The organism is Algibacter sp., from assembly GCF_029245835.1.
Taxonomy (GTDB): Bacteria; Bacteroidota; Bacteroidia; order Flavobacteriales; family Flavobacteriaceae; genus Algibacter_B.
The window spans coordinates 36,890-51,862 of sequence record NZ_JAQWOO010000011.1 but is presented as its reverse complement, the minus strand read 5'-3'; the positions used below and the strand labels follow the sequence as shown (position 1 = coordinate 51,862).

The 14,973-nt window shown below is 32.0% G+C and carries 15 protein-coding genes and 1 tRNA gene; 3 read left to right on the top strand and 13 right to left on the bottom strand.

Going from position 1 to position 14,973, the window contains the following annotated elements; all coding sequences use genetic code 11:
• Positions 1 to 185: 185 nt before the first annotated feature.
• Together P8K68_RS01575 and P8K68_RS01570 are read right to left on the bottom strand one after the other, a co-directional pair.
• Positions 186 to 710, bottom strand: coding sequence for a hypothetical protein (locus P8K68_RS01575; RefSeq protein WP_300247510.1), 525 nt, complete (start codon positions 708 to 710; stop codon positions 186 to 188).
• A 292-nt stretch (positions 711 to 1,002) separates the two neighbouring features.
• Complete coding sequence (locus tag P8K68_RS01570; RefSeq protein ID WP_300247508.1) at positions 1,003 to 1,386, bottom strand: hypothetical protein; 384 nt, start codon at positions 1,384 to 1,386, stop codon at positions 1,003 to 1,005.
• A 292-nt stretch (positions 1,387 to 1,678) separates the two neighbouring features.
• Between P8K68_RS01570 and P8K68_RS01565 the strand changes: the two genes are divergently transcribed.
• The 3 genes from P8K68_RS01565 to rpe all read left to right on the top strand — a co-directional run bounded on the left by P8K68_RS01565 (position 1,679) and on the right by rpe (position 3,876).
• Complete coding sequence (locus P8K68_RS01565) at positions 1,679 to 2,542, top strand: sigma-70 family RNA polymerase sigma factor (RefSeq protein ID WP_019387909.1); 864 nt, start codon at positions 1,679 to 1,681, stop codon at positions 2,540 to 2,542.
• Positions 2,543 to 2,752: 210 nt separating this feature from the next.
• Positions 2,753 to 3,160: a BLUF domain-containing protein gene (locus P8K68_RS01560; protein ID WP_300247507.1), complete on the top strand. Its 408-nt coding sequence runs from the start codon at positions 2,753 to 2,755 to the stop codon at positions 3,158 to 3,160.
• A 53-nt stretch (positions 3,161 to 3,213) separates the two neighbouring features.
• The gene (gene rpe / locus P8K68_RS01555) at positions 3,214 to 3,876 is read left to right on the top strand and encodes a ribulose-phosphate 3-epimerase (RefSeq protein ID WP_300247505.1); all 663 of its coding nucleotides are present in this window, start codon (positions 3,214 to 3,216) and stop codon (positions 3,874 to 3,876) included.
• Here the strand turns inward: rpe and P8K68_RS01550 are convergent.
• From P8K68_RS01550 to murD, 11 genes are all read right to left on the bottom strand, one after another.
• Entirely contained in the window at positions 3,873 to 4,292 is a 420-nt protein-coding gene (locus P8K68_RS01550) for a CBS domain-containing protein (protein ID WP_300247504.1), read from the bottom strand. The two genes, rpe and P8K68_RS01550, sit on opposite strands and share 4 nt — an antisense overlap.
• A 105-nt stretch (positions 4,293 to 4,397) precedes the next feature.
• Positions 4,398 to 4,817, bottom strand: coding sequence for a CBS domain-containing protein (locus P8K68_RS01545; protein WP_300247502.1), 420 nt, complete (start codon positions 4,815 to 4,817; stop codon positions 4,398 to 4,400).
• A 178-nt stretch (positions 4,818 to 4,995) separates the two neighbouring features.
• A tRNA-Arg gene (locus P8K68_RS01540) sits at positions 4,996 to 5,069 on the bottom strand.
• A 27-nt stretch (positions 5,070 to 5,096) separates the two neighbouring features.
• A complete protein-coding gene (locus P8K68_RS01535; RefSeq protein WP_300247500.1) occupies positions 5,097 to 5,546 on the bottom strand; it encodes a GatB/YqeY domain-containing protein in 450 nt (149 codons plus the stop codon).
• 201 nt (positions 5,547 to 5,747) lie between these two features.
• On the bottom strand, positions 5,748 to 7,733 hold the full coding sequence (gene ftsZ, locus P8K68_RS01530) for a cell division protein FtsZ (protein ID WP_300247499.1): 1,986 nt from the start codon (positions 7,731 to 7,733) through the stop codon (positions 5,748 to 5,750).
• Between the two features lie 55 nt (positions 7,734 to 7,788).
• Positions 7,789 to 9,099, bottom strand: a complete 1,311-nt coding sequence (gene ftsA / locus P8K68_RS01525; protein ID WP_300247497.1) for a cell division protein FtsA — start codon at positions 9,097 to 9,099, stop codon at positions 7,789 to 7,791.
• Between the two features lie 3 nt (positions 9,100 to 9,102).
• On the bottom strand, positions 9,103 to 9,795 hold the full coding sequence (locus P8K68_RS01520) for a hypothetical protein (RefSeq protein WP_366143720.1): 693 nt from the start codon (positions 9,793 to 9,795) through the stop codon (positions 9,103 to 9,105).
• A gap of 16 nt (positions 9,796 to 9,811) precedes the next feature.
• Entirely contained in the window at positions 9,812 to 11,164 is a 1,353-nt protein-coding gene (gene murC / locus P8K68_RS01515) for a UDP-N-acetylmuramate--L-alanine ligase (protein WP_300247493.1), read from the bottom strand.
• Complete coding sequence (murG, locus tag P8K68_RS01510) at positions 11,161 to 12,270, bottom strand: undecaprenyldiphospho-muramoylpentapeptide beta-N-acetylglucosaminyltransferase (RefSeq protein ID WP_300247491.1); 1,110 nt, start codon at positions 12,268 to 12,270, stop codon at positions 11,161 to 11,163. Before murG ends, murC begins: the two co-directional genes overlap by 4 nt.
• 78 nt (positions 12,271 to 12,348) lie before the next feature.
• A complete protein-coding gene (locus P8K68_RS01505) occupies positions 12,349 to 13,542 on the bottom strand; it encodes an FtsW/RodA/SpoVE family cell cycle protein (RefSeq protein WP_300247489.1) in 1,194 nt (397 codons plus the stop codon).
• 11 nt (positions 13,543 to 13,553) lie between these two features.
• Positions 13,554 to 14,942 carry a UDP-N-acetylmuramoyl-L-alanine--D-glutamate ligase gene (gene murD, locus P8K68_RS01500; RefSeq protein WP_300247487.1) on the bottom strand — a complete coding sequence of 463 codons (1,389 nt, stop codon included), beginning with the start codon at positions 14,940 to 14,942 and terminating at the stop codon, positions 13,554 to 13,556.
• Positions 14,943 to 14,973: the final 31 nt, after the last annotated feature.

Genomic DNA, 14,973 nt, shown 5'->3' with positions numbered 1-14,973 from the left:
GGGAGAAGACTTAATTGAGACTGACTATTCGTCTTCCAAACGATGTTGCTTTTCATACCTTTAAGATACGAAAACCAATACTTTTTTTAAAATCTAAAACAATAAAAAAGAGACTGCCTTTTTAGACAGCCTCTTTTTTTTAAAAATTTAGATTGCAAGTCTCAGGACCGAATTAAAATCATTACTCATAGAACATCTGCTGTTATCTCCAATTCAATAGTAATATTTGCGGTGAAATTCATAGTTTCATTACAATTTGATGTACCAACTAAACCAATTAAAATATCTTTGCCAGCCTTTAATTTGGATGCCATAGCACTTAATTGCGCTGCATTGGTAACCTCAAATACAGTACCTGCATCAACAATTTGTTTTACAACCATATCATGACTTAATAATTCAATGCCATCAGCAACAAAGTTACCAGTTATCGTACCATTAGAATCGCCAGTAAAATTTGTCAACTCATACCTAAAACTTGTAATTCTCACACTTTGTAGTACATCCAGATAACGTTCAGTATCACTGTTAACCATATCTATTGACATAGTGTTACTAACTGCTAAATCTTTTCCAGCTGGAACCGTTGCATCCAACTGTTCATTCAAAGTAGTATTAATATCTACCTCAGTAAGTTTATCAATTTCATCACAGGATGTATAACTCACCATAAGTAAGACTACGATTAAGAATCTGATAAAATTTTTCATAATAAAAATATTTTAAATTGTTATAAATAACCTACATAAACGTACAAATTAGTGCTTCAATTTGCAATTTTTCAGAACTGATAGATATCAGTTTTTAGCTTGGTTTGAGCCCAATAAAAACATAAGAACGAATTTTTAAAAATTCATGTTTCTCGGTTAATTATTATGGAGTGAGTTTAGTGATATTACAAGACAAAAAAATATTAAAGAGTTAAATAATCCCATCAGTTAACTAAAGCATTCAGTTTTTAATAGTAAATAGTTAATACTTCTTTATAGAAACTTTCTTAATCTATGGAACACGCCTTTTCTTACTGTAATGACTTATTATAAAAAGTAGACCAACAATAGCAAAAGGAATAGTTATAATCGAAATAACACCAAGACTTATCCATATAGATTGATTCATTTTAAAATTATGCATAAACACAAAAGGACTTAACCCTAACCCTATTATCATGAAAAAAATTCCTCCAATAAGTTCTCGTTTCCATGACAAAAGCAATAAAATAATTAAAACAAATGATGGAATAAGATGCATCAATAAACCCAATATTTGTTGCCAAATAGTAAGTTCTGAATTTAAAGCATCTAGTGAAAACATACTAATAAAAAGAATGCCTATTATGCAAATGATACGCGGCATCCAATGCAATACTCGTCTCGATATTTTCATGATTCTTATTATTTTTATTATCCACATAGTAAATTATTACACTTTGAATAATTGCACAATGATAAATATCAATATACTATAGAGGTTATAACTAAGTTTTAAAAAAGTTAATTTGTATTGAGAGAACGCATAATAATTTATTAAATATATGCTTTGTGACTTTTTCGGATATTAAGCGTCTAAAAAATGAAGAAGTTAAAAATACTTTATCTTTTTTGTAACAAAATGTAACATTTGCACGTATAACTATTGAACGACCTATTTATTCACAATTAAATTCAGGAAACATTAGATGAGACAACTTAAAATTACGAAGCAGGTTACCAATAGAGAAACCGCTTCGTTAGATAAATATCTACAGGAAATTGGTAAGGTTGATTTAATTACAGCCGATGAGGAAGTTGAATTAGCACAACGCATTAAAGCTGGTGATCAAATTGCTTTAGAAAAGTTAACAAAAGCTAATTTACGTTTCGTTGTATCTGTTGCTAAACAATACCAAAACCAAGGCTTAACGTTACCAGATTTAATTAATGAAGGTAACTTAGGTTTGATTAAAGCTGCACAACGTTTTGATGAAACACGTGGTTTTAAGTTTATATCGTATGCCGTATGGTGGATTCGTCAATCGATTCTTCAAGCTTTAGCTGAACAATCTCGTATTGTGCGTTTACCATTAAACAAAATTGGATCTATTAACAAGATCAATAAAACGTTTGCTTTCTTAGAGCAAAGTCATGAACGTCCACCTTCTGCCGAAGAAATTGCGAAAGAGTTGGATATGACTATTAACGACGTAAAAGAGTCTATGAAAAACTCTGGACGCCATGTAAGTATGGATGCGCCTTTAGTTGAAGGTGAAGATTCTAACTTATATGATGTATTAAACTCTGGTGAGTCACCAAACCCTGATAAAGAATTATTACATGAATCTTTACGTACGGAAATTGAACGTGCACTTGAAACTTTAACACCTCGAGAGGCTGATGTTATTCGTTTATACTTTGGTTTAGGAAACCAACACCCAATGACTTTAGAGGAAATTGGTGAGACTTTCGATTTAACTCGTGAGCGTGTAAGACAAATTAAAGAAAAAGCTATTCGTAGATTAAAACATACGTCTAGAAGTAAAATATTGAAAACATATTTAGGTTAGTAATTATTAAAAATTACGACTAAATTACAGTAACAACAGTTACAACATAACTGTTCGTTTTTTGATTGATGAAAGAACCCCCGGCTGATTACCGGGGGTTTATTTTTTTTAAACCGAATATTTGAGGCTCAATTTCTTACTAAAACCACCTTATCATCGCTTTTTTTAATTAATTTAGTTTCAACCTAATTTAAACCAACCCTAATTAAAATGATTAAAACAATATGCTATATTAGTGATTCTTCAGAATATGAATCTATAGACAAATTAAAGACACTATATCTTAAAGCCAAAGCAAACAATCTTAAGCATAATATAACAGGAATACTTATTTATAAAAATCAAAATTTTTTACAAGTTCTAGAGGGCGAAGAAACTATTATTTATGAAACCTATAAAAGAATTGAAAACGATTCTAGGCATAAAAATATTATCAAAGTTATAAATACAACTATTGAACAGCGTATTTTTGAAGATTATAACTTTGGTTTTACTGTTATAGATAACAAACAGGGCTTAACAAATCTTTATGACTATTTAGAATGGTTGCGAGGCGCAGAGAATAAAATAGCTAATAAAGTTATTACAATGGTTGAAAACTTTATTGATAGTAATTAACAAAAAAAAAGTAAAACTATTATTTTTGCGATAAACAAAAACAATCCATTAAAATGAATTCTAAATTAATTGCCCCATCAATATTAGCAGCAGATTTTGCTAACCTTCAACGCGATATAGAAATGGTTAATGAAAGTAAAGCAGACTGGTTTCATATAGATATTATGGATGGCGTTTTTGTGCCGAATATTTCATTTGGGATGCCAGTTTTACAAGCTATTACTAAGCACGCAAAAAAAACTATTGATGTGCATTTAATGATTGTAGATCCTGATAGATACATAAAAACATTTGCAGATTTAGGTAGCGATGTTTTAACCGTACATTATGAAGCTTGCACCCATTTACACAGAACTTTACAAGCGATTAAAGCGGAAGGTATGAAAGCTGGTGTTGCCCTAAATCCGCATACAAATATTAGTCTTTTAGAAGATACTATTAATGATATTGATTTAGTTTGTATTATGAGTGTTAACCCTGGTTTTGGTGGACAAAGCTTTATCGAAAATACGTATAATAAGGTAAAACAACTAAAAGAATTAATCTTAAGAAAAGGTGCTTCAACAATAATTGAAATTGATGGTGGTGTAACTAATAAAAATGCAAAACAACTTGTTGATGCTGGTGCAGATGTGTTAGTAGCTGGAAGCTATGTTTTTAAAAGTTCCAATCAGTCAGAAACTATAAAAGATTTAAAGGCTATTGCTAATTCTTAAATATGTTTGATAAAATAGTTTAATAAATCTGTAGTTGTTACTATTCCAACGAGGCTCCCGTTGTCAACAATTGGTAATGCATGAAATTCTCGATCTGCTAAAATTTGCGCAACATTTTTTATTGAAGTATCACTAGCAACTGTTTCAACATCTTTAGCCATTACTTGTTCTATAGTAAACATATTATATACTACTGAATCTACTGAAGTACTTTCTTCATCACCAGTTTCAGCAAAACTAATACGCATTAAGTCTGTATAACTTATCAAACCTACTACTACACCATGAGATACTACAGGAATATGTTTGATTTTATGCCTTTTAAATAATAATTCTGCTCTTTCTAAATCTTCATTAGGACTTATTGCTATAATATTTTTTGTCATTATAGTAGATACTGGAATACGCGTTCTCATAATCTTAAATTTAAATTATAAAATCAACACTTATTATTTATGGTGAAAACCAAAAAAATAATTTCTCTTTGAAACTTTAATTAGTCCAACTAGTTCAAAAATTAACTAAAATTGTTTGATTAAATAATTAATCAAATCTGTAGTTGTTACAATACCAATTAATATATTATTATTAACCACGGGAAGTGCATGAAACTCTTTAGTTGCTAAAATTTCAGCTACCTCTTTTATCGACTTTGATGATGACACAGTAACAATACTTCTTTTCATCACTTGCCCTGTAGTTAGCATATTATAAACCATAGCATCTGCAGAACTATCATCACCAATAGTAACATCGGCAAAACTTAATCGAAGTAAATCTGAATAGCTAAGCATACCAATAATTTCACTATCATCAACAACTGGTATATGTCTTATTTTATTCTTTTTAAATAATTTTTCAGCGGTTTCTAGGCTATCAGTTTGTTTTAATGTGATGACATCTTGGGTCATTATCATTGAAATCGGTGCTTTTCGTATCATGACATTTTAGTTTTGTTTCGTTTACTAAAATTAATAAACCAAAACCTGAAATTGCATGACAAAAGTCATGACTAAATAATTAGTTGTTTGAATTCAAGCAAACCCAAACAAGTTCAAATAAAAACAAAAACCCCACAATTTCTACAAACTGTGGGGTAATGAATTAAATTTAATCTAGTGACCGCGAAGGGATTCGAACCCCCAACCCTCAGAGCCGAAATCTGATATTCTATCCAGTTGAACTACGCAGCCTTTATTCGATAAAATCGAAAAATTGTTTTAAGATAATTTTGCTTTTACAATATTCGATATGGTTTTTCCATCAGCTTGTCCTGCAAGTTCTTTACTCACCATACCCATGACTTTTCCCATATCTTTCATGCCCTCTGCTCCAGTTTGCTCGATAACAGCTAAAACAACTTTCTCGATTTCTTCATCGGATAAAGCCTCTGGTAAAAACTGACTTATAACTTCAGCTTCATCAATTTCTGGTAAAGCTAAATCTTTTCTACCCTGCTCAAGATAAATAGCGGCACTGTCTTTTCTTTGCTTAACTAACTTTTGAAGTATTTTAAGCTCCTGCGCTTCCGTTAATTCTTCTTTAGCACCACTTTCTGTTTGCGCTAACAGAATGGCCGATTTAACAGCACGTAATGCCGTTAAAGTTATTTGATCTTTAGACTTCATTGCAGCTTTTAAAGCCGTCATAATATCGTGTTGTAAACTCATAATATATTGTTTGAAGGAACTGCGAAGATAAAAAATAGATTCCTGCTTTAATAGGAATATAAGTGGTTTTTTGGGATATAAAATCTGAAAAAAAAATTTCCTCCTTCGAGGGATTGACAAAATTAAATCAAATAAAAAACCCGAAAAGTTGAGGGAACTTTTCGGGTTATTAAATAACACACTAGGTTAAATTCGCATAAATCAATCTACGTTATCGTGTAGGAATGAATTATTACTTCTTAACTGGATATCATCATTATCATCAAAACCTATACTTGTTCTTGACAAATCAGTTTCTGATGAATGTTTTATATCATTTAAATCTACACCTTGTCGCTTATATGCCGGTACTTTTTCTATATCTTCAATTTTAGCATTATTGAACTTATAATTAAAGTCTTTCATTTTACGTCTGCGTTCTTCTGCACGCTCTTTCAATAATTCAGAAATAGGACTATTTAATGGGTCAATTTCCTCTGCTGTTTCTTCATCAAAACTAGGCTCATCAACAACCTTCTTTTCAAATACCACTTCTTCTTCAACTTCTTCTAAAACTTGGTTTGGGACTTGTTGTGTTTTATTAATAGAGGACTCTACTTCAACATAATCATCTAATGTATAACGAATATCGCCTTCTTCATTGGTTTCATTAACGGTTATTAATTCAACGTAATCATTTACAGCAATATCTTTAACATCTTCAGTTAGATCGTAAGAAATTACATCTTCTTTTTCTTCTTCTATATCTTCCTTTGATGTTGATAATGGTAAATCGAAAGTTAATGTGATTTGTTGCTCTTCTTCTATATAATCTGAAATCACTTCAACATCTTGAACATCCTCAATATCAGATGTCATTCTAGTTACTGGTTTGATTATAAAATCTTCATCTTCTTCGATATTAGGAATATTAGCGCTTACTTCATCATATACCACATCCATATTCTTGATAATTTCTGAAGTGGGTATTAATTGGAAATCGTCATGAACTTCTTTAACATCTTCTTGCTTAGACAAAAACACATCTTCTTCTGGTTCAATATCTAAAGTATGTCGAACAACAGGTACCTCTTTCTTTTCCTCTAATATAATAGTAGGTTCAATAACAACGGGTTCTTTTTCTTTAGCATCTAGGTCTTGCTCTTCACTTAAAGAATGTACTACTTTTTTTGTTTCTGTATTAGAAATTTCATCTTGCTGTTCAATATTAAAACCAGTGGCAATAATGGTAACTGCAATAGACTCTTCTAAAGAATCATCTTCACCAACACCCATAATGATATTTGCACCATGACCGGCTTCATTTTGTATATGGTCATTGATTTCTCCTATTTCATCAATCGTAATTTCCTGAACACCAGAAACAATTAATAACAATACATTTTTAGCCCCTGTAATTTTGTTATCATTTAATAATGGTGAATCAAGTGCTTTACGAATCGCATCTTGTGCACGATTTTGGCCAGAGGCTAATGAAGACCCCATAATAGCAGTACCGCTATTACTTAAAACGGTTTTAGCATCCCGTAAATCGATGTTTTGTGTGTAGTGATGTGTAATAACTTCGGCTATACCACGAGCAGCGGTAGACAACACCTCATCAGCTTTAGAAAACCCTGCTTTAAAACCAAGATTCCCGTAAACTTCACGAAGTTTGTTATTGTTAATTACAATTAAAGAATCTACTACATTTCTTAATTTCTCAATCCCTTTTTGAGATTGCTCAATACGCATTCTACCTTCAAATTGAAAAGGCATGGTAACTATTCCAACGGTTAAAATGTCTAGATCTTTAGCCATTTTAGCAATAATTGGCGCAGCACCTGTACCGGTTCCTCCACCCATTCCAGCGGTAATAAATACCATTTTTGTATTGCTATCTAACATTTGGGCGATATCATCAAAACTTTCAACCGCAGATTGCTCTCCAATATCTGGATTAGCACCTGCTCCTAAACCTTCTGTTAAGTTTAATCCTAATTGGATTTTGTTTGGTACACCACTATTTTGTAAGGCTTGTGCATCTGTATTACACACATAAAAATCTACACCTTTAATACCTTGAAGAAACATGTGGTTAATGGCGTTACTACCACCACCACCAACACCAATTACTTTAATGACATTGGATTGATTTTTTGGTAAATCAAATGAAATGCTTGTTTCGAATTCTTTTTTGCTGCTCATAAAATTCTGTTTTTCTGGGGTTTTGTACTTAATATTTTTAATTCAATGGATTTAATTACTCTGCGTTATCTAAAAAATCTTTAACGCGCTCTGTCAACTTATCTAGGAATGAGCGTCTTTCCTTTATAGGTTTTTCTTTAACTTCTTCTTCATCTGGTGTTTCAATGTCATCTACAACTTGCTCTTGCTGTTCTACTTTTTTTCTTTCTTGACGTTTTAAACCGTCTAATACTAAACCAACAGCTGTTGCGAATAAGGGACTTGTGATATCATCATCACTATCGCCAGCTAAATGTTCATTTGGATACCCTATTCTGGTGTCCATTCCGGTTATATATTCTACTAACTGCTTTAAATGTTTTAGTTGACTTCCGCCACCTGTTAAAACAATACCTGCGATTAATTTTTTCTTTTGCTCTTCGTGTCCATAATTTTTAATCTCTACATACACTTGTTCAACAATTTCTACAACGCGTGCATGAATGATTTTAGACAGGTTTTTTAATGTAATCTCTTTTGGCTCTCTACCTCTTAAACCTGGAATAGATACAATTTCATTATCCTTATTTTCTCCTGGCCATGCTGAACCAAATTTGATTTTTAATAATTCTGCTTGCTTTTCAATAATAGAGCACCCTTCTTTTATATCTTCAGTAATTACGTTTCCTCCGAAAGGGATAACTGCTGTATGACGAATGATGCCGTCTCTAAAAATGGCTAAATCAGTAGTACCTCCACCTATATCAATTAACGCGACACCGGCCTCTTTTTCTTCTTGACTTAAAACAGCGTTTGCAGACGCTAGGGGTTCAAGTGTAATCCCTTCCAAATTCAACCCAGAACTTTGCACACAACGACCAATATTTCTGATGGAAGATACTTGCCCAACAACCACATGAAAATTCGCTTCTAAACGACCGCCATACATACCTATTGGTTCTTTTATTTCGGCTTGCCCATCAACTTTATACTCTTGAGGCAATACATGAATAATTTCTTCTCCAGGAAGCATCACCAATTTATGAACTTGATTAATAAGTCTATCAATATCATCCTCATCAATAACCGTCTCAGAGTTTGATCGAGTGATATAATCGCTATGCTGTAAACTACGTATATGCTGTCCCGCAATACCAACAGTAACCTCATCGATCTTCATATCTGCAGCAGCTTCAGCTTCTTGAACCGCTTGTTGAATAGACTGAATAGTTTGCGTAATATTATTTACAACACCACGATGTACACCTAAACTTTTAGATTTACCAATACCTAAAATCTCAACCTTGCCGTATTCGTTTTTACGACCAATCATTGCCACAATCTTTGTGGTTCCTATGTCTAATCCTACTGATACATTATGCTCCATGGTCTATATTTTGGTACATATTACTTGGTTTTCAAACTGTAAATTTACTTTACTATAATTGTTAAGTGTTTTATCTCTTTGATTTTTTTTATAAAACGCTTTTAAGTTGTTGATTTTTTTACCTAAAAATTCTACACTTCCTAATTGCACTAAAAAATCACACTGTCTTAATTTTAAATAGAGCTTCTTATTAATATCTTGATGGATTTCAAAAACATGCTTTTTCAAAAACTCATCTTCTTTAATTTTTTGCGCTATTGTATAAACGTTTTTTAAATTATTTTTCTCAACATAACCTGTAACTAATGGCACTCTAGCGGAATAATTTTTTGATAATGGCATGTATGACCCTTCATCATCAATATAATAAGACGCATTTGTACTTATTCTTGCAATAGGCATTTTTTGTTCTATTTCAGCGTTAAGTGTACCGTTTACAGCGACATACACTTCTGCTGTTTTTATCATTGGATTAGATTTAAGGACATTTTCTAATTCACTCAAAACTAAAGTTTCTTTAGGCACGTTTTTAATACCTCCATAATTTTGTATTAACAATTTACTAACAGTCTCATGAGAAACAAATAAATTATTTTCTCCAATGAATTTCACATTAGGTTTTGATATATTTCTATTCGCATTTCTTGATGAAGCAAATGCGAACAAGAAAACCACCAAGCCTAACAACACAATCATTTTTATGTAATTCCAATTAACTCTCAATAGTAAATTCTTTTTTGATATGTTTCACTTCTTCTCCTATATCGCCAGCCCCAATAGTTAAAATAACTTGAGCATTACTGCCATGTATTTTATCTAATAATTCTTTTTTACTTACTAGTTGCTTGTTTTTATTATCAATTTTTTCAAATAACCATTTTGAAGTTACACCTTCAATAGGTAATTCTCTAGCTGGATAAATATCTAACAACATTAACTCATCAAATTGAGATAAACTTTTAGCAAAATTATCAGCAAAATCTTTTGTCCTACTATATAAATGTGGCTGAAAAATAGCCAAAACCTTTTTATTAGGATACATTTCTCTTACCGCTTGATGCACTGCATTTATTTCTTCTGGATGGTGTGCATAATCGTCAATAAACACAAAATCATCCGTTTTTATATGGTAAGTAAATCTGCGCTTAACCCCTTTGTAAGATGCTAAAGCTTTGGCGAGCTGTTGGTATGGGCAACCGTATTCTACAGCCATCGCCAAGGCTATTAATGCATTCGACAGATTATGTCTACCAGGTAGGTTAAATTGTAAATTTTTAAGTACTGTTTTTGGTGTTTTTACATCAAAAACATACGTACCATTTTCTATTTTTATATTATTTATTGTATAATCTGAATGGTCTTCAATACCATAACTAATGCCCTTTAATGGTAATCCGTTTCTAACAAACAACTTCCCATTAGGTTTTATATTTTTTGAAAAGTCTTCGAATGATTTTCTTAATTCTGAAGCATCGCCATAAACATCTAAATGATCTGCATCCATTGAAGTAATACAAGCAAAATCTGGTGATAATGTTAAAAATGAACGATCAAACTCATCAGCTTCAACTACTGAAACCTCTGTTCCGTTTAAAATCAAATTAGAATTATAATTTTCACTAATTCCGCCTAAAAAAGCAGTTAAAGGAATATCACAGACATTCATTAAATGTCCCAATATACTTGTTGTTGTTGTTTTACCATGGGTTCCTGCAACCGCTAAACAAAATGTGTTTTCTGTTATTATACCTAAAACCTGTGACCTTTTTAAAACATTAAACCCATTATTTTGAAAATAAATTAGTTCCTCATGATTTTTAGGAATCGCAGGCGTGTAAACAACTAATGTGTTTTCAATTTTTAGAAATTCAGATTTAATATTACCTATAGAATCTGAAAAATGAATATCAACACCCAATTCCATCAAGCTACTTGTAATCTCTGATTGCGTTTTATCATAACCAACAACATGTTTGTTATTCGCATGAAAATAACGCGCTAAAGCACTCATGCCAATACCGCCAATACCAATAAAGTAGATGTTATGTATGTCTTTTAAATTCATTTACTTTCTTTCAGAAGTTTTTCCACTTCATCTGCTATATCTTTTGTTGCATTTACTAATGCTAATTTTTTTATGTTTTCAGATAGCACTTTTTGTCTTTCTGTTGAATTCAATAATTGAGAAAATTTGTTTTCAAAATCGGCATCTAAATCTTCTTCCTTAATCATTAAAGCGGCATCTTCATTCACAATAGATAAAGCATTTTTTGTTTGATGATTTTCTGCTACATTAGGAGAAGGAATAAAAATAACTGGCTTACCTACAATACATAATTCTGAAACCGAACTTGCTCCAGCTCTAGAAATAACTATATCTGCTGCTGCATAAGCGAAATCCATATTGTTTAAAAACTCATAAACTTGAATACTATTCGTATTATTGTATATTTTATATTGTTGATAATACAACTTACCACACTGCCATATAATTTGAATGTTTTGGGTATCGAAAAAATCTAATTTATTTTCAATTAACTCGTTAATTCTCCTAGCCCCTAAACTCCCACCAATTATCAACAATGTTAGCTTACCATGTTTTAAATCATAAAAGTTTTTTGCTTCAACAATTTTTGTTTCAATATCTAATAAGCCTTGACGCACTGGGTTTCCTGTTTTAATAATTTTTTCTTTTGGAAAAAATCGTTCTAAACCGTCATAAGCAACACATATTTTTTTAGCTTTTTTTGACAACAGTTTATTTGTAATTCCAGGATAAGAATTTTGTTCCTGTAATAATGTTGGAATATTATTTGAAGCTGCAACTTGCAACAATGGACCACTTGCAAAACCACCTGTACCTATAGCAATATTGGGTTTAAATGTTTTTACAATTTTACGAGCCTTCCAAAGACTACTCAACAATTTAAGAGGAAAGCTTAGATTTTTTAAAGTAAGCTTACGCTGAATTCCAGAAATCCATAAGCCTTGAATTTGATATCCTGCTTGCGGCACTTTTTCCATCTCCATTCTATCCTTAGCACCAACAAATAAAAACTCAGCATCAGGAAAACGAGATTTTAATTCATTTGCAATAGCGATTGCTGGGTAAATATGACCTCCTGTTCCACCACCTGATAATATGATTCTATATGCTTCTTTATTTACCATTTACGCACGAATTACTTTTCTTTAACTCTTATACCTTCAAAGTTTTAATAACCCTGAAGAAAACCTATCTTATCCAAATTAAATAGCTTCAGATAAAATTTCTAACGGATTCTCTTCACTTATTTCTTTATCTTTTATTTCTTCTCTTTTAGCACTCACACTTAATATAATCCCTATAGCCAAACAAGTCATCCAAATAGAAGTCCCCCCACTACTTATAAGCGGCAATGTTTGACCTGTAACCGGAAACAACTCTACCGCAACAGCCATATTAATTAGAGCTTGAAATACGATAGGGAGTCCAACGCCTAAAACCAGAAGTTTTCCGAAAATAGTATCCGACTTTTGGGCTACAATAACGATTCTAAAAAGCAACCAGAGATATAAAGACATTATTACAAATCCGCCAATTAAACCATATTCTTCAATAATTATAGCAAATATGAAATCTGATGATGATTGCGGTAAAAAATTTTTCTGCATGCTTTTACCAGGGCCAACACCTTGTATCCCGCCAGTTGCAATGGCAATTTTGGCTTTTTCAATTTGATAATCAGCTTCAGTATCTTCAGGGTTTGAAAAACTCTCAATCCTACCCATCCAAGTATCAACTCTATTAGGCATAGCATCCGGAAATGCTTTAGCTATCAAAATAAATAGTGTTAATACTAATATTCCAGAACCAATAATAACTGCTAAATAGCGCAATGGATAGCCTCCTAAAAAAACCAACATAACAACCATTAAAAACATAATTGCTGCTGTTGAAAAATTAGCAGGAAGAATAAAAATCAAAACAAAAAACACAGGCATCCAGAGTGGCAAAACTGAACGTTTAAATGTTATTGTTTCATCTTTAATTTTTGACATATATCTTGCTACATAGACCATCAACACAACAGCTGCTAAAGTTGATGTTTGAAAAGACATACCAACAAATGGAATCTGAATCCATCTACTTGCGTTTGCACCTTCAATAGTTGTGCCTTGCATCATAGTAAGTCCAAGTAGAACAACAACAACAGGAATCATAATTAAGGATAAGCCTTTAAAATACCTGTAAGGAATTTTATGCACCCCATAAATAATAGCAAAACCCAATAGCAAATGAACAAAATGCTTAATAAAAAAGGCAAATGTGCTGCTGCCTGCCCCTTTATAGGCTAAATTACTTGCAGCACTATACACAGGCAAAAACGACAAAATAGCCAGTAGCGCCACTATAGCCCAAATTAACCGATCTCCTTTTATGTTTTTAAATAGTGTTTGCACTTATTATTGTTTTACAGATTTCTTACTGCATTTTTAAATTGACGGCCACGATCTTCATAATTATCAAATAAATCAAAACTTGCACAAGCTGGAGATAATAATACGTTGTCGCCAGATTCCGCAACTTTATAAGCAATTTTTACTGCTTCATTCATAAACTGTGTTTCAATAATAACATCAACCATATTCCCAAAAGTGCTCATCAGTTTTTCGTTGTCAACACCTAAACAAATAATAGCCTTAACCTTTTCATTAATAAAAGGAAACAACTCTTCATAATTATTACCTTTATCAACACCACCAACAATCCAAACGGTTGGAGCATCCATACTTTCCAAAGCATAATAAGTCGCATTTACATTGGTGGCTTTAGAGTCGTTTATATATTGAACTTTATTAATTTTCAATACTTGTTCTAAACGATGTTCAACGCCTTGAAAGTTTTCTAAGCTTTCTCTGATGGTTTGTTTTCTAATTTTTAGTAAATGCGCTACAGTAGAAGCTGCCATCGCATTTTTAATGTTGTGCTTTCCTTCTAATTTAAGATTTGCTGTTGGCATAATAATTTGATTGTTATTTATTGTTAGTTTAATATTTTCTTTATCTAAATACGCGCCGTTTTCAATAGGATTTTCTAATGAAAATGGCAATAATGTGGATTGAACTGGGTACTGTTTTAAATGATTAACTATAACCTCATCATCGGCATCATAAATCAAATAATCCTCTTTTGTTTGATTCATGGCAATTCTGAATTTAGATTGGATATAATTTTCAAATTTGTAATCGTATCTATCTAAATGGTCTGGTGTAATGTTTAGTAATACAGCAATATTGGGTTTAAAATCAATAACATCATCCAACTGAAAACTGCTGATTTCTAAAACATAATTTTTAAAATCGTCTTCTAAAATTTGTTTTGCAAAACTGTCTCCGATATTACCTGCTAACCCAACATTTAATTCTTGTTTTAAAATGTGATGCGTTAAAGTTGCCGTGGTTGTTTTCCCATTACTCCCTGTAATTCCAACAATTGCTGCATCTGTAAATTTTGAGGCAAACTCAATTTCAGAAACCACTGGAATACCTTCTTTACGAATTTGCTTTACCAAATCAACTTTATCTGGAATCCCAGGGCTTTTCATGACGATATCGGCATTTAGAATTTTAGATTCAGTATGCTTTTCATCTTCCCATTCAATGGCATTATGTATAAGAACTTGTTTGTACTTTTCTTTTATTTTTCCTTTATCGGAAACAAAAACATCGTACCCTTTTTCTTTTCCTAAAAGCGCTGTTCCTACACCACTTTCTCCCCCTCCTAATATGACTAAAAAGCCTCCTCCAACTCCTCCATTGGAGGAGAGCTGCTCACTCGGGTTTGATTTCTTTTGTTTCATTATATATGATTCCTGGCTTCGCAGGAATTTG